Origin of the sequence: Synechococcus sp. W4D4 (genome assembly GCF_047716805.1) — a bacterium.
Lineage (GTDB): Bacteria > Cyanobacteriota > Cyanobacteriia > PCC-6307 > Cyanobiaceae > Vulcanococcus.
In genome coordinates, this window is the sequence record NZ_CP180404.1 from 1,669,050 (window position 1) to 1,688,494 (window position 19,445).

At 62.2% G+C, this 19,445-nt stretch carries 22 protein-coding genes, 1 tRNA gene and 1 rRNA gene; 10 read left to right on the forward strand and 14 right to left on the reverse strand.

Features of this window, described 5'->3' with window-relative positions:
- Nucleotides 1–97: 97 nt before the first annotated feature.
- Nucleotides 98–1,582 (reverse strand): 16S ribosomal RNA (locus ACLM42_RS09325).
- Nucleotides 1,583–2,276: 694 nt separating this feature from the next.
- Here ACLM42_RS09325 and ACLM42_RS09330 point away from each other — a divergent pair.
- Entirely contained in the window at nt 2,277–3,728 is a 1,452-nt protein-coding gene (locus ACLM42_RS09330) for a glycoside hydrolase 100 family protein (protein WP_415398911.1), read from the forward strand.
- Nucleotides 3,729–3,793: 65 nt separating this feature from the next.
- Here ACLM42_RS09330 and petD read toward each other — a convergent pair whose 3' ends face one another.
- The gene (gene petD / locus ACLM42_RS09335) at nt 3,794–4,276 is read right to left on the reverse strand and encodes a cytochrome b6-f complex subunit IV (RefSeq protein WP_010315067.1); all 483 of its coding nucleotides are present in this window, start codon (nt 4,274–4,276) and stop codon (nt 3,794–3,796) included.
- A gap of 124 nt (nt 4,277–4,400) precedes the next feature.
- On the reverse strand, nt 4,401–5,081 hold the full coding sequence (gene petB / locus ACLM42_RS09340; protein ID WP_247911790.1) for a cytochrome b6: 681 nt from the start codon (nt 5,079–5,081) through the stop codon (nt 4,401–4,403).
- A gap of 17 nt (nt 5,082–5,098) precedes the next feature.
- Here petB and ctpZ point away from each other — a divergent pair, with 17 nt between their 5' ends.
- The 3 genes from ctpZ to minC are packed head-to-tail and all read left to right on the forward strand — an operon-like array spanning nt 5,099 to nt 8,326.
- A complete protein-coding gene (gene ctpZ, locus ACLM42_RS09345) occupies nt 5,099–6,403 on the forward strand; it encodes a carboxyl-terminal processing protease CtpZ (protein WP_415398912.1) in 1,305 nt (434 codons plus the stop codon).
- The gene (locus ACLM42_RS09350) at nt 6,400–7,662 is read left to right on the forward strand and encodes an HD domain-containing protein (RefSeq protein WP_247911792.1); all 1,263 of its coding nucleotides are present in this window, start codon (nt 6,400–6,402) and stop codon (nt 7,660–7,662) included. Before ctpZ ends, ACLM42_RS09350 begins: the two co-directional genes overlap by 4 nt.
- 10 nt (nt 7,663–7,672) lie before the next feature.
- Nucleotides 7,673–8,326, forward strand: a complete 654-nt coding sequence (minC, locus tag ACLM42_RS09355) for a septum site-determining protein MinC (protein WP_415398913.1) — start codon at nt 7,673–7,675, stop codon at nt 8,324–8,326.
- Here the strand turns inward: minC and ACLM42_RS09360 are convergent.
- From ACLM42_RS09360 to ACLM42_RS09370, 3 genes are read right to left on the reverse strand one after another with little or no spacing between them, the layout of a single operon-like run.
- Nucleotides 8,323–8,919 carry a chromate transporter gene (locus ACLM42_RS09360; protein ID WP_415398914.1) on the reverse strand — a complete coding sequence of 199 codons (597 nt, stop codon included), beginning with the start codon at nt 8,917–8,919 and terminating at the stop codon, nt 8,323–8,325. The two genes, minC and ACLM42_RS09360, sit on opposite strands and share 4 nt — an antisense overlap.
- Nucleotides 8,916–9,449 (reverse strand): chromate transporter, encoded by a 534-nt coding sequence (locus tag ACLM42_RS09365; RefSeq protein WP_415398915.1) that lies wholly within the window; start codon nt 9,447–9,449, stop codon nt 8,916–8,918. The genes ACLM42_RS09360 and ACLM42_RS09365 overlap by 4 nt, the downstream gene beginning before the upstream one ends.
- On the reverse strand, nt 9,449–10,435 hold the full coding sequence (locus ACLM42_RS09370) for a phospholipase D-like domain-containing protein (RefSeq protein ID WP_415398916.1): 987 nt from the start codon (nt 10,433–10,435) through the stop codon (nt 9,449–9,451). The genes ACLM42_RS09365 and ACLM42_RS09370 overlap by 1 nt, the downstream gene beginning before the upstream one ends.
- A 79-nt stretch (nt 10,436–10,514) precedes the next feature.
- Here ACLM42_RS09370 and minD point away from each other — a divergent pair, with 79 nt between their 5' ends.
- The 4 genes from minD (at nt 10,515) to ACLM42_RS09390 (ending at nt 12,045) form a co-directional block, all read left to right on the forward strand.
- Nucleotides 10,515–11,330 carry a septum site-determining protein MinD gene (gene minD / locus ACLM42_RS09375; RefSeq protein WP_247911797.1) on the forward strand — a complete coding sequence of 272 codons (816 nt, stop codon included), beginning with the start codon at nt 10,515–10,517 and terminating at the stop codon, nt 11,328–11,330.
- 4 nt (nt 11,331–11,334) lie between these two features.
- On the forward strand, nt 11,335–11,709 hold the full coding sequence (gene minE, locus ACLM42_RS09380; protein ID WP_415398917.1) for a cell division topological specificity factor MinE: 375 nt from the start codon (nt 11,335–11,337) through the stop codon (nt 11,707–11,709).
- 34 nt (nt 11,710–11,743) lie between these two features.
- Nucleotides 11,744–11,947, forward strand: coding sequence for a response regulator transcription factor (locus tag ACLM42_RS09385; RefSeq protein WP_415398918.1), 204 nt, complete (start codon nt 11,744–11,746; stop codon nt 11,945–11,947).
- 26 nt (nt 11,948–11,973) lie between these two features.
- Nucleotides 11,974–12,045 (forward strand) — tRNA-Thr (locus ACLM42_RS09390).
- A gap of 50 nt (nt 12,046–12,095) precedes the next feature.
- Here ACLM42_RS09390 and ACLM42_RS09395 read toward each other — a convergent pair.
- From ACLM42_RS09395 to ACLM42_RS09415, 5 genes are all read right to left on the reverse strand, one after another.
- Entirely contained in the window at nt 12,096–13,658 is a 1,563-nt protein-coding gene (locus ACLM42_RS09395) for a mechanosensitive ion channel family protein (protein ID WP_415398919.1), read from the reverse strand.
- 197 nt (nt 13,659–13,855) lie between these two features.
- Nucleotides 13,856–14,023 (reverse strand): DUF4278 domain-containing protein, encoded by a 168-nt coding sequence (locus ACLM42_RS09400; RefSeq protein WP_247911801.1) that lies wholly within the window; start codon nt 14,021–14,023, stop codon nt 13,856–13,858.
- A gap of 108 nt (nt 14,024–14,131) precedes the next feature.
- On the reverse strand, nt 14,132–14,353 hold the full coding sequence (locus ACLM42_RS09405; protein ID WP_415398920.1) for a hypothetical protein: 222 nt from the start codon (nt 14,351–14,353) through the stop codon (nt 14,132–14,134).
- Between the two features lie 124 nt (nt 14,354–14,477).
- A complete protein-coding gene (locus ACLM42_RS09410; RefSeq protein ID WP_247911803.1) occupies nt 14,478–14,969 on the reverse strand; it encodes a photosystem I reaction center subunit XI in 492 nt (163 codons plus the stop codon).
- A 44-nt stretch (nt 14,970–15,013) separates the two neighbouring features.
- Entirely contained in the window at nt 15,014–15,130 is a 117-nt protein-coding gene (locus tag ACLM42_RS09415) for a photosystem I reaction center subunit VIII (RefSeq protein WP_010315023.1), read from the reverse strand.
- Between the two features lie 112 nt (nt 15,131–15,242).
- Between ACLM42_RS09415 and ACLM42_RS09420 the strand changes: the two genes are divergently transcribed.
- A complete protein-coding gene (locus tag ACLM42_RS09420) occupies nt 15,243–15,719 on the forward strand; it encodes a HEAT repeat domain-containing protein (protein WP_415398921.1) in 477 nt (158 codons plus the stop codon).
- Here the strand turns inward: ACLM42_RS09420 and ACLM42_RS09425 are convergent.
- The 3 genes from ACLM42_RS09425 to ACLM42_RS09435 are packed head-to-tail and all read right to left on the reverse strand — an operon-like array spanning nt 15,677 to nt 18,527.
- Nucleotides 15,677–16,645 (reverse strand): glycosyltransferase family 2 protein, encoded by a 969-nt coding sequence (locus tag ACLM42_RS09425; RefSeq protein ID WP_247911805.1) that lies wholly within the window; start codon nt 16,643–16,645, stop codon nt 15,677–15,679. The genes ACLM42_RS09420 and ACLM42_RS09425 overlap by 43 nt on opposite strands.
- 50 nt (nt 16,646–16,695) lie before the next feature.
- Nucleotides 16,696–17,769 carry a DUF819 family protein gene (locus tag ACLM42_RS09430; protein ID WP_247911806.1) on the reverse strand — a complete coding sequence of 358 codons (1,074 nt, stop codon included), beginning with the start codon at nt 17,767–17,769 and terminating at the stop codon, nt 16,696–16,698.
- 5 nt (nt 17,770–17,774) lie between these two features.
- Entirely contained in the window at nt 17,775–18,527 is a 753-nt protein-coding gene (locus tag ACLM42_RS09435; protein ID WP_247911807.1) for a C40 family peptidase, read from the reverse strand.
- 17 nt (nt 18,528–18,544) lie between these two features.
- On the opposite strand from ACLM42_RS09435, the gene ACLM42_RS09440 reads away from it, so the two are divergent.
- The gene (locus ACLM42_RS09440; RefSeq protein WP_415398922.1) at nt 18,545–19,438 is read left to right on the forward strand and encodes a serine hydrolase; all 894 of its coding nucleotides are present in this window, start codon (nt 18,545–18,547) and stop codon (nt 19,436–19,438) included.
- The last annotated feature ends 7 nt before the right edge of the window (nt 19,439–19,445 follow it).

Genomic DNA, 19,445 nt, shown 5'->3' on the forward strand with positions numbered 1-19,445 from the left:
ACAGGATTGAAGTTGAGGTACCGATCGACCTAAGGTGACAGGATTTCGGCCTAAGAATAAAAGTACTCAGGCATCAAAATCGTTGTTTGTCTCCCTGTTAGGAGGTGATCCAGCCGCACCTTCCGGTACGGCTACCTTGTTACGACTTCACCCCAGTCATCAGCCCCACCTTCGACGTCCTCCTCCACAAGGGTTGGAGTAACGGCTTCGGGCGTGGCCAACTTCCATGGTGTGACGGGCGGTGTGTACAAGGCCCGGGAACGTATTCACCGCAGTATGCTGACCTGCGATTACTAGCGATTCCTCCTTCACGTAGGCGAGTTGCAGCCTACGATCTGAACTGAGCCACGGTTTATGGGATTTGCTAGCTCTCGCGAGTTTGCTGCCCTTTGTCCGTAGCATTGTAGTACGTGTGTAGCCCAGGATGTAAGGGGCATGATGACTTGACGTCATCCACACCTTCCTCCGGTTTATCACCGGCGGTCTCGCTAGAGTGCCCAACTAAATGCTGGCAACTAACGACGTGGGTTGCGCTCGTTGCGGGACTTAACCCAACATCTCACGACACGAGCTGACGACAGCCATGCACCACCTGTCACTGCGTTCCCGAAGGCACTCTCTCGTTTCCAAGAGATTCGCAGGATGTCAAACCCTGGTAAGGTTCTTCGCGTTGCATCGAATTAAACCACATACTCCACCGCTTGTGCGGGCCCCCGTCAATTCCTTTGAGTTTCACACTTGCGTGCGTACTCCCCAGGCGGAACACTTAACGCGTTGGCTACGACACCGAGGGGGTCGATTCCCCCGACACCTAGTGTTCATCGTTTACGGCCAGGACTACAGGGGTATCTAATCCCTTTCGCTCCCCTGGCTTTCGTCCATGAGCGTCAGTTATGGCCCAGCAGAGCGCCTTCGCCACTGGTGTTCTTCCCGATATCTACGCATTTCACCGCTACACCGGGAATTCCCTCTGCCCCTACCACACTCTAGTCTGTCAGTTTCCACTGCCGAAATGGAGTTAAGCTCCACGCTTTAACAGCAGACTTGACAGACCGCCTGCGGACGCTTTACGCCCAATAATTCCGGATAACGCTTGCCACTCCCGTATTACCGCGGCTGCTGGCACGGAATTAGCCGTGGCTTATTCATCAAGTACCGTCAGATCTTCTTCCTTGATAAAAGAGGTTTACAGCCCAGAGGCCTTCATCCCTCACGCGGCGTTGCTCCGTCAGGCTTTCGCCCATTGCGGAAAATTCCCCACTGCTGCCTCCCGTAGGAGTCTGGGCCGTGTCTCAGTCCCAGTGTGGCTGATCATCCTCTCAGACCAGCTACTGATCGATGTCTTGGTAGGCCTTTACCCCACCAACTAACTAATCAGACGCGAGCTCATCCTCAGGCGAAATTCATTTCACCTCGCGGCATATGGGGTATTAGCGGTCGTTTCCAACCGTTATCCCCCTCCTGAGGGCAGATTCTCACGCGTTACTCACCCGTCCGCCACTAACCCGAAGGTTCGTTCGACTTGCATGTGTTAAGCACGCCGCCAGCGTTCATCCTGAGCCAGGATCAAACTCTCCGTTGTAGATCAAATCCTATTGACTGCTTTCACAGTCTCAATTTGATTTGCTTCACCCACAGTCAGCACTGGCGCACTGCTGCAGTTGATGCCACTTCCTCTGACAGAAGCGTTCAAAGAGTGCAAAACAAAATCTCTTTCGTTCAGACTTTCCAGGATCTCAGATCCGGTCGTTGCTCCACTCACTGCACACCGACACAACCGTCAACCGTGAGAGTCGACAATCATGCAAGCAGCAAGCTTCCACAACTAAATAATTTTTGACGGGACCTCACACCCTCACTGCATCTTCGTTAACCACTCACCTCAGCCTCTCAGCCTCAGCTCGCGACTAACGCAGTGAAAGCGTCAGTTCCTAAACGTTCAGTTGTCCAGGTGCTCCAACAACCACACGCTTCTCAGCTCGACCCTCTCAGGTCTCTCGGGTTATCGGTCCGCGGCCTCTCGACCGCTTGTTGAACTTACATCACCGGGTCTCCCCAGCTTTCAGCTCAGAGCGGCATCACTGCCGCCGATCGAACCTACATCACCAAGTCTCCTCGGCTTCCAGTTCGCTGCTCGCTCACCTCGCGGTTTGCTCGCAGCACACAAACATAACACCACTCACCCCCCTGGGGTCAAGCGAGGCACACCGGGATGACGAAAGCCCAGACCATTTCTAGGGTTTGAGCAGAGAGCCGCGACAAGCGGGAGGTCAATCTTGGCTAAGCAATTCAGCCAAGAGCGACTTCGCGTCAGGCCTAGCTCCCGCGAAGAAGCAGTCGTCGCGGCAGCAGAAGAGCATTTCGAGCGGACCTTGGTTCGTATCCGAGGCGAACTCGTTGGATCGGTGGCAGCCCTCTCCCATCCAGGAGGTGGAGGTGACGCCCTCAACTACGACGAGGTCTTCCTGCGGGACAACGTCCCAGTCATGCTCTACCTGCTGCTGAAAGGCCGCTACCAAATCGTTCGCAACTTCCTCGATATCTCCCTGGAGCTGCAAAGCAGCACCTACCAGACCCGCGGCGTCTTCCCCACCAGCTTTGTTGAGCAAGGCGAAGAACTCCTGGCCGACTACGGGCAACGCTCCATCGGCCGAATTACCAGTGTTGATGCCAGCCTCTGGTGGCCTGTCCTCTGCTGGCTCTACGTCAAACGCAGCAAGGACTACGAGTTCGGCTCCAGCCAGAAAGTCCAGAGGGGCATCCAGCTGCTGCTCGATCTGGTCCTTCACCCCACCTTTGAGGGCACTCCGGTGCTCTTCGTGCCGGACTGCTCCTTCATGATTGATCGCCCCATGGACGTCTGGGGCGCTCCACTCGAGGTCGAGGTCCTGCTGTTTGGCTGCCTTGGTTGCTGTTGCCAACTCATGGAGCTGGCCCAGAAAAGCCACAACAGCCGATTACTGGAACAGCGCCTGGTGCTGACCAAACAGTGGAAATACGACCTGCGCCGATACCTCCTGAAGCACTACTGGGTGACCAGCAAGACCATGCAGGTCCTGCGTCGCCGGCCCACAGAGCAATACGGCGAACAGCAGTCCCTCAACGAATTCAACGTCCAGCCACGGGTCATTCCCCCCTGGTTACAGGACTGGCTGGAGGACCGCGGGGGGTATCTCATCGGCAACATGCGAACTGGCCGGCCGGACTTCCGCTTCTACAGCCTGGGCAATTCTCTGGGCTGTTTGTTTGGCCTGATCACCGCACCCCAGCAACGGGCCCTCTTCCGACTGGTCCTGCACAACCGCGAGGCCCTCATGGCGCAAATGCCGATGCGCATCTGTCATCCCCCGCTCGAGGGTGACAAGTGGAGTGAGAAAACCGGATCCGACCCCAAAAACTGGCCCTGGAGTTATCACAACGGTGGCCACTGGCCCAGCTTGCTCTGGTACCTCGGCGGAGCCGTGCTCCTGCATCAAAAACTCCATCCAACAGCCGATGTCCTGCTGATGGGGCAAATGCAGGCCATGCTCGAAGAGTGCTACTGGATGCAGCTCAACCAACTGCCCAGGCAGCAGTGGGCCGAGTACTTCGATGGCCCCACTGGCACCTGGGTCGGTCAACAGGCTCGGACCTACCAGACCTGGACCATCGTCGGATTCCTACTGCTCCACCACCTCCTGCGGGTCAAAACCGAAGACGTGGGCATGCTCGACATCAACACACCCTGAGATCGGGCACAAAAAAAGCCCCGGCTTAACGCCGGGGCTTGAAGGCTGAAGAGAGACCCACTCGATCAGAACAGGCCCAGGGTCAGGGACTTGTCGATGGGCAGAGCAGCGCCGATGCCCAGATAGATCGTGAACACGGTGCCGAACAGGAAGGCACCCATGGCCACGGGGCGACGGAAGGGGTTCTGGAACTTGTTGAAGCTCTCGATGAAGGGCACCAACATCAGACCCAGAGGAATCATGGTCTGCAGAGCAATACCCAGGAGCTTGTTGGGCACCACACGCAGGATCTGGAAGACGGGATACAGGTACCACTCAGGAAGAATTTCCAGAGGAGTGGCAAAAGGATCGGCCTTATCTCCCAGCATCGCGGGGTCGAGGACAGCCAGGCCGACCAGGCAGGCCAGGGTTCCCAGGATCACCACCGGGAAGATGTAGAGCAGGTCGTTCGGCCAGGCCGGCTCGCCGTAATAGTTGTGTCCCATGCCCTTGGCGAGCTTGGCCCGCAGCTTGGGATCGCTGAGATCTGGCTTCTTAAGGATGTGCATGAGAGTGACCGTCGTGAAGGTCGTGTATTGCCCAGTGAAGGAAGGCTAGAAACCGCCCTGGGTTTGGCGGAGCCGTCAATGGAGAGCCGTCAGGGATCGCAACAATGCGATCACTAGGCAGAGATCACAAGGGACCGGAGATGCCCTGCTTCCGAATCATCAGGAAGTGCATGAGCATGAACACCGCCAGCAGCCAAGGCATCACGAAGGTGTGAAGGCTGTAGAAGCGGGTGAGGGTGGCCTGGCCAACGCTCTCGCCGCCGCGGAGCAGCTCAACCATGAAGTCGCCCACCACGGGGACAGCTGCGGGAACACCCGAAACGATCTTCACGGCCCAGTAACCGACCTGATCCCAAGGGAGGGAGTAACCGGTCACGCCGAAGGAGACGGTGATCACGGCCATGGTCACACCGGTGATCCAGGTGAGCTCACGGGGACGCTTGAAGCCGCCGGTCAGGTACACGCGGAACACGTGCAGGATCAGCATCAGCACCATCATCGAGGCGCTCCAGCGGTGAACGGAGCGGATCAGCCAGCCGAAGCTGACGTCAGTCATCAGGTACTGAACCGAGGCGTAGGCCTCAGCCACGGTCGGCTTGTAATAGAAGGTCATCGCGAAGCCGGTCGCGAACTGAACCAGGAAGCAGACCAGGGTGATGCCGCCCAGGCAATAAAAAATATTGACGTGGGGCGGTACGTACTTCGACGCGACATCGTCAACGATCTCCTGGATGTCCAGGCGCTCGTTGAACCAGTCGTAGACGGGCGATGACTTTCCGCCAGCGGCGGGTGAGGAATTCGCCATGCAGCGATTGGGTTTGGTTGGCAGAGTCTACCGATCTCCTCCTGCCGCACGTGAGCGCGCCGCCGCTTGTGACATCACCGCCACAAAAACCGATTCAGCGGCGCTCAAGTGAGCTGAAATCGATTGCCGCCACTGCGCTTTCGTGGATTCTCAGCCTCTGGCTGACCGCCACCCCTGCCCTGGCGCTCAACGATGGCCAACAACTTGTGGTCGAGAGCTGGCGCTTGGTCAACCAGAGCTACGTCGATCCAGACCGCTTCGAAACCATTCATTGGAAGCGGCTGCGGCAAAAGGCCCTGGAGCGGTCAATCCAAAGCAGCACCGATGCCTACGAGGCCATCGAAGCGATGCTCGCCCCTATTGGGGATCCCTACACCCGCCTGCTCAGACCCGCTGACTTCCTCACCCTCAAAGCCAATACAGAAGGAAGCGTCAGTGGCGTCGGACTGCAGCTGGGCATTCGACAGGACGACACGGCCATCGTCGTCATAGCCCCCCTCGAGGGCTCCCCCGCCGCCGAGGCGGGGATCAGCAGTGCCAGCGTGCTGAGCCAAGTTGACGGGTTGAGCACCGCGGATTTGGGACTGGAAGCCACCGCCGCTCGTCTGCGGGGGAAGGAAGGCACCTCCGTTCTTCTGGAGCTGATCACCCCAAAAGGCAAAACCCAAGAAGTGGAGCTCAAGCGCCGGCAGGTGGACCTGCAGCCCGTCCGCAGTCGCCTGATCCAATCTTCAGGACATCGGTTGGGTTACATCCGCATCGCCCAATTCGCCGAGCCGGTCCCCCAGGAGCTAGCCAAAGCACTGGAAAGCCTTCAGTCCCAGGGCATCGACGGCCTGATCCTTGATCTCAGAAACAACTCGGGGGGATTGGTCAGCGCGGGCTTGGCCGTCGCCAACGTCTTTTTGGATGGGGGCCCGATTGTGGAAACCCAAAACCGTGATGGGTTCAGCGATGCCCAGCAGGCCAGCCGCGGCCAGCTCTATGGCGGGCCGATGCTCACCCTGGTGAATGGCGGAACCGCCAGTGCCAGTGAAATCCTGGCTGGAGCGTTGCAGGACGATGAGAGATCTCCCTTGCTGGGCACCCGGACCTTTGGCAAAGGCTTGATCCAAAGCCTGATCGGCCTGGGCGGTGACGGCAGTGGGCTCGCCATCACCGTGGCCCGCTACCTCACCCCCAGCGGCCGGGACATCCAGAACCTCGGAATCGAGCCCAACCAGCGCTTGGCAGATCCTGAACCCTTAAACCCCGGCGGGGATGGAGACACCTGGCTGGAGGTGGCCGTCAATCAACTGGCTGATCAGATCGAGGCCGGATGAGCGCCCGCACTTATCACGATCCACTGCACGGGGCGATCCGCCTGTCTCGGCGGGAGCCGGCGGAAGCCCTGGCGATCGATCTGGTCGACACGCCGGTCTTTCAGCGCCTCAGACGCATCCGACAACTGGGACCGGCCTACCTGACCTTCCACGGAGCCGAGTCCAGCCGCTTCACCCACTCCCTGGGGGTTCTGCATCTGGCCCGCCAAGCCCTGGGGAACCTGGGGCGCAACCATCCGGAACTGGACGAGCACCGTGGAGTGCTCTACGCCGCGGCCCTGCTGCACGACGTGGGGCATGGCCCGCTGAGCCACTCCGGGGAGGAGATGTATGGACTGCACCATGAGAGCTGGTCCAGTCGCCTCATCCGCGAGCACCCCTCACTGCGGGATCCCCTCGAGGCCTTTGCGCCGGGGACCGCTGATCAAGTGGCGGACCTGCTCGAGCATGGCCGCTACCGCAATCCAGCGATCAAGGCCCTGGTCAGCAGTCAGCTCGATTGCGATCGCCTCGATTACCTGCTGCGGGACAGCTACAACACCGGGGCCAGCTACGGGGTACTCGACCTCGAGCGCATCCTCGCCAGCCTGACCCTGGCCCCCGATGGCCAGCTGGCGCTGCAGCCCAAAGGACTCATGGCGGTGGAGCACTACTTAGTCGTGCGAAACCTGATGTACCGGAGCGTCTACAACCACCGCCTGAATGTGGTATGCAACTGGCTGCTGAACCGAACCATCGCGGTCGCACGCGAACTGGGTCCGGCTCAGATCTGGGCCGATGCCGTGATGCAGCACTGGCTCTGGGACCCCCAGGCTCTGGATCTCGAGTCGTTTCTGGGTAATGACGATGTCAGAACGGGCTACCACCTGCAGCGTTGGCTGGAGGAGGGACCGGCCCCGCTCCAACAGCTCTGCCGGCGCGTGCTCAACCGAGAACTGCTGCGGGCCTCGGATCTGAGCCAACTCCCGCAGGAGAGACGCCTGGCCTTGCTGGCACGAGCACAGACCCTGAGTGAGGCAGCCGGACTCCGCCCAGACCTCTGCTGCGGACTGCACCAGCAGAGCAACCACGGGTATCACCCATATAAAGGTGGACTGCGGCTCTGGGATGGCCATCAGCTGGGAGCCATCGAGCAGCGCTCACCCCTGATTCGCAGCTTGATCCAACCGACCCAAACCGCCTGGTTGATTCACCCACCGGAGATCACCCCCGCGATCCGCGAGGCCCTGGCCCTGGAAGTTGCGGCTGGAGATCCCTAAGTTGCACGCCATGCAGGCTGACTCCCGTCGCTTCCTCCTCAGGCCCCTTCGCAAGGCTGAGGCTTCGCCTCTCGAGGAAATCCGCTCACAGCTGGGGGCTGCAGACGGCATGGGCACCGCGGCGCTGTTCTGTGAGGACCGCCTCCTGACCCTGCCAGAACTCCAAGCGATTGCCGAGCAGCTCAAAGAAGCCCATTGGTCCTTGGTGCGCGTCGAATCCCGGGAGGCCCTCAGCCTGGTGCCTGCCGCAGCGCTTGGACTGGAGACCGCCCTGATCCGCGACGCCCAACGGGAGCCGACTCGAGCTGGGCAGGACCCCAAGGACCTGACCATCCACCGGGGCACCCTCCGCTCGGGCGACCACCTGCAGGTCGACGGCTCAGTGCTGGTGCTGGGGGATGTGAACCCGGGGGCCAGGGTCAGCGCTGGCGGGGATGTGCGGGTCTGGGGAAGGCTGCGCGGCATTGCCCATGCCGGCCAAGCGGGCAACACGACCGCCCGGATCGTGGCGCTGCAGCTGCGGCCGCTGCAATTGCGGATTGCCAATGCCGTAGCGCGGGGCCCTGAGGACCTTCCTCCTCCAGGATTCAGTGAGGAAGCCCTGCTGATCGAGGGGGTAATTGCCATCCGACCGGCCGAACCGCTCTGGCCCCAGGACGGCTAACGGTTCACCAAGCCGAACGCCCCCAGGCCAGCAGCCACGGCCATGAACCAGAGGGGGGAGATCTTGGTGCGCAGCATCAAGAAGCAGACCACCGCCGAGACGGCATAGGCCGGCGTGTCGTGATCGGAGATGCGCAGGATCTTCAGGCCGACGGCAAAGAGCACGCCCAAGGTGATCGGCCCCATCGCCCGCTCGAAGGCCAGCCGAAAGGGTGAGGTCTTGAAGCGATTCCAGCTCAAGGCCGCGATCACCATCAACAAAGTGGAGGGCAGCAGGATCGCCAACTCCGCCATCACCCCACTAAACAGCGCCCAGAGCGGCCCCTCCTCAAAGGCCGCTCCCATGCCAAGCAAGCCCACGATCATGGAGCTCGGGCCCGGGGCCCCTTCGGCAATGGCGTAGATCTCGGCGAACTGCTGGGAGCTGAGCCAGCAGTACTTATCGACCGCCATGTAGTGGTACTCCGCCAACAGCGTGTTCCCACCGCCCAGGGAAAAGAGCGAGAGGCTGAGGAAATCCCAGATCACGGCGATCAGGTTGCGCCAATCGCCCAGATGGGCTGGTTGGCAGGCCGCAGCAAGAAGCAGGGTCATGGCTTTCTCGGCCAGTACCAGGCCATCGCCAAGGGACCCGCTACCAGCACCAGGGGCACCAGGCGAACGTGGAAGACGGTCATCGCCACAAAGCTGATGGCCGCCAACAAGAGCGCGACGCGGTCATGGAGATAGGCAGCGGCAATCTTGAAGCCCATCGAAAGGGCCATCCCTGCGGACGCCGTGATCACTCCCGCCAGGAGACGATCCATCGCCATTGACGTGTGCAGGTAGTAATAGGCGAGCCCCAGGCCCATCAAGACGCTGAAGGGCAGCAACAGGATTCCCGCCAAGGCCGCCAAGGCACCGCCTAAGCCGCGGAAATGGCTGCCGATGTAGATCGCCATGTTGATCTGGTTCGGCCCGGGGAAGAGGCGCGCCACCGTCAGACCGGTGATGAACTCCTGCTTGGTCATCCAGGCCTTGTCCTCAACCACGATCCGCTCGCTCCAGGCCGAGAGCCCGCCGCCAAAGGAGGAGAGAGCGACCTGCTGCATGCCCCAGAACAACTGCCAATGGGTGGGAGGCATCAGTCGTGCACGAAGTGGGGGTCGGGCGGCAGCTCTCCCGCCTCGTGATATGCCGGATCCAGGGGATCGGGGGCGCTGTACTTCTTGGCTGCCTCCCAGTCGGCGTTGAACGTCTCCGACAACCGAGCAATCACATCGGGCGCATCCACCTCGATGCCCAGTTCCCGGCGGAGATCAAAGGCACTGCGGTCGATGTTCATCGAGCCGGTCAGGGCGGCCTGCTCATCCACCAGGATCAACTTGGCGTGCAGCTTCGGCAGCTTCTGACGCCGGATCTTGACCCCGGCATGCTCCAGCAGCCGTAGGGAGCTGAAGGTGTCATAGACATCCCAATCGCTCAGGCCGTGCTTGCCGCCGCAGAGCACCCGCACCTTCACCCCCCGCTGCTGGGCAGCCACCAGCCGCTCCAGGATCACGGCATCCACAAACTTGGGGTGCTGAATCCGCAGTGACTCCTGGGCGCTATCGATCACCCGGGCCATCTGCCCGCGGCTGTGGACATTGCTCCAAACCAAGCCCACATCCAGGCGCGGATCAAACGCCACGCGTTCCCAGTCCGCTTCAAACCCAGCCACCACCTGCTCGATGACCATCGGGTCATGGCTCACCACGCCGTAATCACGGGTTTCGGTGAAGTACTTGTCCGAGAGGTTGAAGGTGGCAATCAGGGCCGCCTGGCCATCGATCACCATGGATTTCTCATGGGTGACCGGGAAGCGCTCGCTGGTCCAGGCCACCTCCACACCCCAACCCTCAAGCAAGGCATAGGCCTCGTCGTTCCACCGGTCACCGCCGGAGGTATGGGGATTGAGCATCACGCGAATCTGCACACCGCGCTGCTGGGCGCGAAGCAGGGCCTGCTCGACGGCCTCGCTCTGCAGCTTGAACTGCTTGATCAGTAATTGGGACTGGGCCTGGTCGATCAATGCAACGACTGCCTCGACCCCGTCATCGGGCATCACGAGAAGACGCTGACTGGCTGCCATGGCGGCCCAGAGATGACCTCTGATGTCTAGAGAGAAACGGCTGAATTGGCCTTAACCTTCATCCACGTTTCGGTGCGCTGTGGCCTCCAGTAGTCGCTTCATCCTGATCTGCTCAGGCAAAGGGGGTGTGGGCAAAACCACCCTCACCGCCAACTTGGGCATTGCTCTAGCCAGGCAGGGCATGCGCACGGCCGTGCTGGATGCCGACTTTGGTCTGCGCAACCTTGATCTCCTGCTGGGCCTCGAGAACCGGATCGTCTACACCGCCCAGGACGTTCTCGCTGAGACCTGCCGCCTGGAGCAGGCGCTGGTGAAGCACAAGCAGGAGCCCAACCTGGCTCTGCTGCCGGCGGGAAATCCGCGGATGCTCGAGTGGCTGAAGCCCGAGGACATGCAAACGATCGCCGAGATGCTCGGCGAGATCCATGACGTCGTGCTGATCGACTGCCCGGCAGGCATCGAGGACGGCTTCAAGAATGCGGCCGCTGCTGCCAAGGAAGCCATCGTCATCACCACCCCTGAAGTGTCCGCCGTGCGGGACGCCGACCGGGTCATCGGCCTGCTCAATACCCGGGGCATCAAGCCCATCCAGATGGTGCTCAACCGGGTTCGCCCGAAGATGATGGCCAACCAGGAAATGCTGGCGGTGGATGACGTCACCGACATCCTGGCCCTGCCGCTGCTTGGCCTAGTGCTGGAAGACGAGCAGGTGATCGTGAGCACCAACCGCGGTGAACCCCTCACCCTGAACGGCTCCAACTCCCCCGCCGCGACGGCCTACAGCAACATCGCCCGGAGGATCTGCGGTGAGGACGTGCCGCTCATCGATCCCTCCAAGGTGAAGCAAGGCTTGCGCGCCAAGCTCAGCCGCCTGATGCAAACCAAGATTTTCTGAACTGATGAGCCTGCGCGAATTCATCGACAAGTTGCTTGGGCGTCAGCCCGCCAGCGCCACGACGGCCAAGGAGCGCCTGCAGCTGGTGCTGGCCCATGACCGCAGCGACCTGAACCCAGAACTGCTGGAGCAGATGCGCCGCGAGATCCTCGAGGTGGTCAGCCGCTACGTCGAGATCGACCTCAGCGAAGGCGATGTCAGCCTCGAGACCGAGGACCGCGTGACCGCCCTGGTGGCCAACCTGCCGATCCGGCGGGCCATCTTCAAACCCACCCCGGCCGAAACCGAGGACGAAGCAGAGGCAGAGGAAACCAACGAAGCCCCTACAGCCGAAGCAGAAGAGAGCGAAGCCGAAGAGGCCGTCGTCAGCCAGGGCTGATTGTTGGGAAAGCTGAGGGGAGCTACCTCTCCCCATGGTTGCCCCCGCAGGACTTCAACCCACCCCAGCAGAGCGGCGCGTGCTCTCTGAATTGCGACGCGGCAAAAGCAACGGATCGATCGCGACCGCCCTGGCCATCAGCCGGCGCACGGTCGAATGCCACCTCTCACGACTCCTCAGCAAAACCGGTTGCCGCAACCGCACCCAGCTGCTGCTCTGGTCCATGACCGAGCGATAAGCTCTGGCGAGGGAGCAGTCCCTGTTGCCGGCTTAGCTCAGTGGTAGAGCAGCGCTTTTGTAAAGCGAAGGCCATCGGTTCAAATCCGTTAGCCGGCTTATCCCACACCATTCCTTGGCCAACTCCGATTCAGGAGGAGCCAACTGGATTAAGCCGGAGCATTCACGGCCACGGAACCACGCAGGCTTTGAACAGCGGGCGAAAGAATCTCGATCCCGGCCTCGGCGAAGCGATCTTGCAGGCGTCCGTGCAATTCGGACAGGGACTCGCGATAGCGGGACGGATCACTCACGAAGGCCGTGACCTCGTAGCTGACATGAAAGTCGTTGAGAGCGGTTTGCAGGACGTAGGGCTCCTGAAGATCACTGACCCCGGTGGTCTCCCGGGCTGACTGCAACATCAGGGCATGGATGGTTCGCCATGGGACCTCGTAGCCGAGGGTGACCGAGGTGGCGATGGCAATGGGCTGTTTGATCTCCCGCTGGGAAAAACTGAAGTTCACCACGGAGGCCCCAATCACGGTGGCATTGGGGATGCTCACCAATTCATTCCGCGGGGTCTGAATCCGCGTGACTAAGAGGGCTCGCTCCTGCACAACACCAGTCACCCCGTTGATCTCAACGCGGTCCCCCTCCCGAAACGCTCGGGTGTAGATGAGCATCAGGCCACTGATCACGTTGTTGGCGATGGCGCTGGAACCCAAGGCGGCCAGAACACCCAGAAACAGACCGGCCCCTTGAAAGACCCGGGTTCCAGATCCGGGGATGTAGGGGAAGGCCGCCGCACATCCGGCGAGCACCAGCAGGATCGACACGATCCGAGCCGTCGGTTTCGCCCACTCCTGATAGAAGCCTGGGATGGCGATTCGCCCTTGATCCAGAGCCCGAAACCAAGCCCCGCTCAACCGGACCAGGACAAACGTGATCCCCAAAATCAAACCGACGGAAACCAGACCAGGGATCGCCTCAACCACGCCATCAAGAACCCCACCGATGAACTGGAGGATCTGACCGCGCAGCCCCTTCGACATTGCCATCGTTGGCGGGAAGAAGGCGAGCAAAAGCGGCACCAGTAGGTAGGTGACCAGAGCCAGCAGGGACCAGTGCACCACCTGCCTGATCTGCTGCAACAGCGCCTTCAGTCGCTCCGCCCCGATCGGTAGAGGGAACCGCTTCAAGCGCCTGAACGGCACCCCGAACATTGCTCCGCGATCCACCTGGGCACGGAGTTGTCGATTGGCCGCGCTTTGGAGGCGGATCCAGCCCAGGTACAAACCGAGGAAGAGCGCCGCCAGGGCCGTGGCTTTCAACCACGAGGTCAATGAGTGATTGACCCGGTATTGGCGAATCGCCAGTTGCAGGGTCGTGAGATAACGACTGGCCAGCTCCTCGCGACTCAGCTCAAAACAACGGGCCTGTTTGTCATCGACGGCGATCACCGCCCGCGGTTCAAGCCCAGGCGACTTGAAGCCAATGATCGAGAACGGCTCATCCTCCCAACGCTGGAGCCGGGACGGCTGCAGCGCGTAGTCCTTGGCGATCTCCAGCAGGGCTTCCTCCTGACGCTCGCCATAGGCGCGCAAGGACTCCCCAGCGGGAGGCCGGCGGACTTCAAGCACCGGCTCACCAGCCAACGCAATGACCTGAGGATCTGGACTGCAACCGGGAATCGCGGGTTTCTCCAGGACTTCAGCAGCCTGAACCTGGACCAAGCCAACAAGCCATAACGCCCCAACCAAAAGAACCAGAAGCCCCCGGAGAAGGCCTCGCCGGAACGCCATCAGCTGCGGCATGAACGGGCTGCGTAGCAGCACGAAAAAGAGCCGCTCATCCTCTCACCACTACCGACTCAGTTGACACAAAAAAGCCCCGCAAATGCGGGGCTTCAAGCATCGAAATCAAGCGGGAATCACTTGACGTACTTGAGGCCTCGGTAGTTCAGCTGAGGATGCTTGGAAGAGACAGCCTCTTTGTTCTGCTGGTACTTCTGGCCGCGATAGGTGAGGGTCATGGGTAGTTCCTCGGAGTCAGCCCAGGTCCCCGTTCCATGGCCTGGATCGAACTGCGCCTCAGGCAACCAAAAGGTGCCGAGGTGAACGTTTTGTAGCGGTTGCTACAGCACTGTTTTAGCCGCGCCGAAACCAGGCGTGTCGTTCAGGCGATTACACAACGCAGATTTCGATGCTTAATCGCTTGGGCAGTTCTGCCGTGGGGTCAGAAAGAACAGCAAATCGCACTGAAAACGCGTGAAATCACTCAGGGCGTTCTCCACATCCCCCGGATAACCCTGATCGGTCTGATCGGAAGAAGGAAGTGGACCGATCGGCGGCGGCAGGGGCTCAGCCATCGCTGCACCAGGCAGAGCCGAGAGGGTCGCCGCAAGAACCAAAGCAGGCCAACGCGTCATCACAGCACCACAGCTCTACTGACTCGATAGCCATGGCCCCAACGAACGGCAAGGCATCAAAAAGCCCGCCGGACCCCAAAGGATCTGGCGGGCAAAGAGTGAATGGACGTGGATCGGGCTGGGCTCAGCCGACGCTCCAGACGCCACCGGCAATCTTCACCAGGGGAGCCACGATGGTGGTTCCAGCCAGGAACCAAGCGAAGGCAGCACCGCCGCAACCGCCGAGCCAGAAACCGCTAGCGAATTCAGCCCAGCCAGCCTTGGTGAACAGGTCAGCAGGTGGGTTGTCGATGGTGGCGTCAGCCGGCTGCACGTTGGGGCCGCGGCCAGCGGTGCCGTAAATCGAGAGGCAGACCGTCAGGATCGAGACCAGACCAACGGCAGCCAGCAGACCAGCGGTGCTGGCGTACTCGGTAGCGCGCAGGGGGCCGCAGATGGTGAAGGGGCCGTAAAGGAAAAAGCCATGGGCCATACCCACTTCCAGACCGCGACGGTTGGGAGAGAGGGCGGGGCGATAAGCAGGCAGCGCGCCCAGGAAAGCGCGGCTGAAGTAGCTGCTGTTGACGGGAGTGGCCAGATTGCCGACGCAGGGGTCGGCCACGGGGGTCACGGTCATCGGGGGAAGAACGTCAGGTGGCTCGGGAATAAAGCGGCGACAACTCAGTCGCGGGCTTCGATCACGTTGAACAGCAGGGCCATGGCCACAGCAGGAGCCAGGATCCCGACAAGGGGCACGAACACCGAGGGCATCCAGGCGGCGACGAAGTCTCCGGTCATCAGCGTGGGCCAATACAGCTACCGTTCGGCACTGTAAGGAGCCCTGCCGGAGCTGCTCTTCGGGGCCTCCAGGGGCGACATAAAAGTTCAGACCAACCAGCCGCGCCGAGCCATGACCCAGGCCTTCACCGGAATCGTCCTCGCAGGTGTCGTGGCGGCCTGCTGGGTCCTGGGCCGGCCCAAGCGCAATATCCTGCGCTCCACCGATGCTTCCGCCATTGCGGCCCTGAACCGCGGCCAAATGGAATTGGTCATCCCTGGTGGAGGGAACGACTCCACAACTCAGGCGAGCAGCGCCATGGTTGTGCTTCCGGCAGCCAGCGATCGCCGCGGCCGCGGGGAGCTGCTGAAGCAACTCGAGCAGCAGTTCCGCGCAGGTGGTGAGCAGCGCCGCACCGCCATGGCGATCTGCCAGCTCTGGCGCCACCGCGAGGCCCTGCCGCTAATTCGCCGCGGCCTGCGCGATGCCGATCAGGTTGTTGCCCAGCTCGCCGCTGAAGCCATGACCAACTTCCGCGGCCGCAGCAGCGCTCCGGTCGCCGTGGCTCAACCGCTCAAACTGCCGCGCAACGTCTCCCGGATGCGATAGATCGGGCGGCCCTGGCTCTCGTGATAAGTGCGCATCTGCACCTCTGAAAGCAAGCCAAAGCAGAAGAGCTGCACCCCGGTAATGAGGGCCAAGACGGCCACCAAGAGCAAAGGCCTGTTGCCGATCTCTGCGCCCCCCAACTTCACCATGAGCAGATAGGCGCTCAGGAGCGCGCCGATGGCCATCGCGCTGAGGCCCCCGAAGCCGAAGACGTACATCGGCCTGGTCAAGAAGCGCTTCATGAACCAGACGGTGAACAGATCCATCAGCACCCGGAAGGTGCGATCGATCCCGTACTTGCTCTGGCCGAACTGCCGGGCGTTGTGGTTCACCTTCACCTCCGCGATCCGCGCGCCCTCAATGAAGGCCAAGGCGGGCAGGAAGCGATGCAGCTCCCCGTAGAGGTTCATGTCCTCCACCAATTCGCGGCGGTAGGCCTTGAGTGAGCAGCCGTAGTCGTGCAGCCGCACCCCGGTCACCCGCGCGATCAGGGCATTGGCGATCTTGCTGGGCAGCAGCCGGCTAACGGCGTGGTCTTGGCGCTGGTGACGCCAACCGCTGACCAGGTCATACCCCTGCTCCAGGCGCTCCAGCAGCATCGGGATGTCGGCCGGATCGTTCTGCAGGTCCCCATCGAGGGTGACGATCAAGCGCCCGCGGCTGGCATCAAAACCAGCAGCCATGGCCGCGGTCTGGCCGTAATTACGTCGCAACAACACCGCCACCACTTCAGCGGCCCCAGCCGCCTGTTGACGCAAGACCTCGGCGGTGCGATCGGACGAACCGTCATCCACCAACACCAGCTCAAAGGAACGCCCCAAGGGACGCAGGGCCAGCAGCAGCTTCTCCACCAGAAGCGCCAGGCTCTCCTCCTCGTTGAACAGAGGCACCACGATCGAGAGTTCTGGAACGCTGGCGCTGCTCAAGGGGACGGCTCAAGTTCGCTGGAACCTAGAGGAAAGCCCTTGAAAAAAGCTCAGCCGGGGAGCGACCAAGCCACCCCGAGCCCCAGGTAGGTCCCCAGCAAGTAGCCCAGCAGACCAATCGCCACCGAAGGCACCGCCAGTTCGGCCCGTCCAATCGCCGTCGCCAGGGCCAAGGCCGTACTGGGACCACCGATGGAGGCCTGGGAGGCCACAAGGGTTTCAGCCAAGGGCCACCGCAGCCAGCGGCGGAAAACCAGCAGCAGCAAGAGGGCCTGCACCAGCACCACCAAGGCGGCGTAGAGCAGCACCGGCAGGCCCTCCCCCAGGAGTCCCGCCACCGGGGAGCTCAGGCCCATCACCGTGAAGAAGGGCTGGATCAAGAGCAGACCGAGTCCATAGCAACCGCGCCGGCCGGCGGGCGCCGGCAGCTGGGCCACCAGCAGAGCCACCGTGGTCAACACCAGGATCGAGGGGACGCCCGGCAACACGGCACTGAGCGCCTGGGCCAACACCAACACAGCCAAGCCCCAGAGGGCGGCGAGCCACCAGGAGCGCTCCGGCTGATCGCTTGGGGCAGCATCGGTCGAGGCCGCCTCCATGGGGGTGTCGGCCCGCAGCCCCAGCCAGGTGCTGACGGCAAACCAAACCGCAAACACGACATAGTCAGCGGCGGTGGCCAGGGTCAACAGGGTCTCCGGCGGATTCAAGGTGCGGGCCACCGAGACGAAATTCAGGCTGCCTCCGGTGAAGGTGGCGGTGTACATCCCCGCCAAGACGCCCCGCTCGTCCCCCAGCAGGGGATGCAGCAACCAGGCCCCCAAGAGAACACCAATCACCGTGCTCAGGGCCGCCATCAGAAACGGTCCGAGCAATTGCCTGGCCTGGGGCCACAGACGCCGCAGATCGACCGCAAGCAGGAGCAGGCCAATCGCCAGTGACGTCAGCGGACCGTTCACCCAGCTCGCCGCCTCGGCCTGCAACTGCACGCCGCCGAGGTTGCTCACCAGCAGCCCCAACAGCAGCACCACCATCGTCATCCCCAGCTGACGCCCCCAAGGGGTGCGCCGCGACAGCACCCATCCCAGGGCCGTCAGGGAGAGGACCAGAAGCAGAGACCAAAGCATGGGCATCAAGGGAGGGTGGAGCCGTCGTGGCAGCGCACCACCCGACCGGCGCCGCGCAATTCCTGGCGGTAGTGAACACTGACCGGATCGATCAAGTGAAGGTCAAGGCCGTCCAGACCCAAGCCATCACGGCCGTGCTCCCGGCCGGAGCTGTGCAGGTAACGGCCCTGCCCGAGGTAGAGCCCGACATGGGTGCAGCGCTGGGGACGTCCAAAAAAGATCAAGTCCCCAGGCCGCAGCTGGCTGTAGCAACCCGGGGCCACCGCCACGGGCTGGCAGAACCGCTCCTGTTGGTAGGCGTCCCTGGGGATCCAAACACCCGCGGCGGCATAGGCGGCCTGGGTGAACCCCGAGCAGTCGAAATCAGGGCCGAGGCTCCCGCCCCAGAGGTAGTGATTGGCCTGCTGCCGCGCGGCCTCAGCGAAGGCCAAGACGGCCGGCAAGCGTTCCGCGATGGCCGCCTGGCAGAGGAGCTGCGGTTGAAAACCCTGGATGCAGCGGGCATGGCCCAGGAGGTCCCGCGGATCGATCCAGCCCGGGTAGCCGTCCTCGAGCAGACGAACCCGGATGCGCTGGCCCGTCGGCGCGGCTTGATCCAGCACCTCTAGGGACCGTCCGGCCCAGGCCTGGGTGGCCAGCCCCGCACCAAACCAATGGCTGTAGAGGTTGAGCGGCGCATCGATCCGCCAACAGCTCCCCGGATCCAGCAACTCCAAGGCCACGGGTGTTCCCACGGACAACCTGCTTAACCTCGCCATGACCCCGAGTGGCTGCGATGGCGTTCTACTGCCCTGATGGGGAGATGGAGCAAGCACTGGCTGCGGCGATCAGGAGCCTGGAACAGGACGGCCGGCCGGGACTCAGCGAGCAGCTCTCGGTCACCTGGATTTGCTACGGGCAATCCCTGCGCAACGGCTCCGCTGAAGAGGGCAAGGGCACCCACTGGCGCGGGGAGGAAGCCCGCTATCCAGCCAGTGTGGTGAAACTCCTCTATCTCCTGGCCGCCGAGGCCTGGCTGCAACGGGAGCTCATCGAGGACAGCCCCGAGCTGCGCCGGGCCCTGGCCGACATGATCCGGGACTCCAGCAACGACGCCACCGGGTTTGTGGTGGACCTGCTGACGGGTACCTGCAGCGGCCCGGAACTGCCGGCTGGGCCCCTCGAGCAGTGGAGCCAGCAGCGCCAACTGATCAACCGCTGGTTTGATGAGCTGGGTTGGCCCGAATGGCCGGGCAACAACGCCTGCCAGAAGACCTGGGGGGATGGCCCCTATGGACGGGAGCGCCAGTCCTATGGGCCCCAGCTGGAGAACCGCAACCGCCTAAGCAGCAACCTGACGGCACGGGTTCTGCAGGCGGTCATGGCCCAAGAACTGCTGTCACCGGCGGCATGCGGCCGCATGCAAGAGCTGCTGGCCCGGAGCCTGGATCAGGGGGAGCGAGCTGCGGACCCCGAGAACCAGGTGGATGGATTTCTGGGCGGTGGCCTGCCCGAAGGCGCCCGGCTCTGGAGCAAGGCCGGCTGGATGAGCCAGGCCCGCCACGACGCCGCCTACATCGAGGTCGAGGGGAAGGCTTCGGCGCTGGTGGTGGTGCTCAGCGAAGGTCCCGAGCGGGCCCAGGACGAGAGGTTGCTGCCGGAACTCTGCCGGCGCCTGCTCGAGCTCTAGAAACTCA

What these genes read in the sequence shown, in the direction of transcription:
- petD (WP_010315067.1), bottom strand. Translation starts at nt 4,276, where the DNA reads ATGCACATCCTTAAGAAGCCAGATCTCAGCGATCCCAAGCTGCGGGCC.
- petB (WP_247911790.1), bottom strand. Translation starts at nt 5,081, where the DNA reads ATGGCGAATTCCTCACCCGCCGCTGGCGGAAAGTCATCGCCCGTCTAC.
- ACLM42_RS09350 (WP_247911792.1), top strand. Translation starts at nt 6,400, where the DNA reads ATGAGCGCCCGCACTTATCACGATCCACTGCACGGGGCGATCCGCCTG.
- minC (WP_415398913.1), top strand. Translation starts at nt 7,673, where the DNA reads ATGCAGGCTGACTCCCGTCGCTTCCTCCTCAGGCCCCTTCGCAAGGCT.
- ACLM42_RS09360 (WP_415398914.1), bottom strand. Translation starts at nt 8,919, where the DNA reads ATGACCCTGCTTCTTGCTGCGGCCTGCCAACCAGCCCATCTGGGCGAT.
- ACLM42_RS09365 (WP_415398915.1), bottom strand. Translation starts at nt 9,449, where the DNA reads ATGCCTCCCACCCATTGGCAGTTGTTCTGGGGCATGCAGCAGGTCGCT.
- ACLM42_RS09370 (WP_415398916.1), bottom strand. Translation starts at nt 10,435, where the DNA reads ATGGCAGCCAGTCAGCGTCTTCTCGTGATGCCCGATGACGGGGTCGAG.
- minE (WP_415398917.1), top strand. Translation starts at nt 11,335, where the DNA reads ATGAGCCTGCGCGAATTCATCGACAAGTTGCTTGGGCGTCAGCCCGCC.
- ACLM42_RS09385 (WP_415398918.1), top strand. Translation starts at nt 11,744, where the DNA reads ATGGTTGCCCCCGCAGGACTTCAACCCACCCCAGCAGAGCGGCGCGTG.
- ACLM42_RS09405 (WP_415398920.1), bottom strand. Translation starts at nt 14,353, where the DNA reads ATGACGCGTTGGCCTGCTTTGGTTCTTGCGGCGACCCTCTCGGCTCTG.
- ACLM42_RS09410 (WP_247911803.1), bottom strand. Translation starts at nt 14,969, where the DNA reads ATGACCGTGACCCCCGTGGCCGACCCCTGCGTCGGCAATCTGGCCACT.
- ACLM42_RS09415 (WP_010315023.1), bottom strand. Translation starts at nt 15,130, where the DNA reads ATGACCGGAGACTTCGTCGCCGCCTGGATGCCCTCGGTGTTCGTGCCC.
- ACLM42_RS09420 (WP_415398921.1), top strand. Translation starts at nt 15,243, where the DNA reads ATGACCCAGGCCTTCACCGGAATCGTCCTCGCAGGTGTCGTGGCGGCC.
- ACLM42_RS09430 (WP_247911806.1), bottom strand. Translation starts at nt 17,769, where the DNA reads ATGCTTTGGTCTCTGCTTCTGGTCCTCTCCCTGACGGCCCTGGGATGG.
- ACLM42_RS09435 (WP_247911807.1), bottom strand. Translation starts at nt 18,527, where the DNA reads ATGGCGAGGTTAAGCAGGTTGTCCGTGGGAACACCCGTGGCCTTGGAG.
- ACLM42_RS09440 (WP_415398922.1), top strand. Translation starts at nt 18,545, where the DNA reads ATGGCGTTCTACTGCCCTGATGGGGAGATGGAGCAAGCACTGGCTGCG.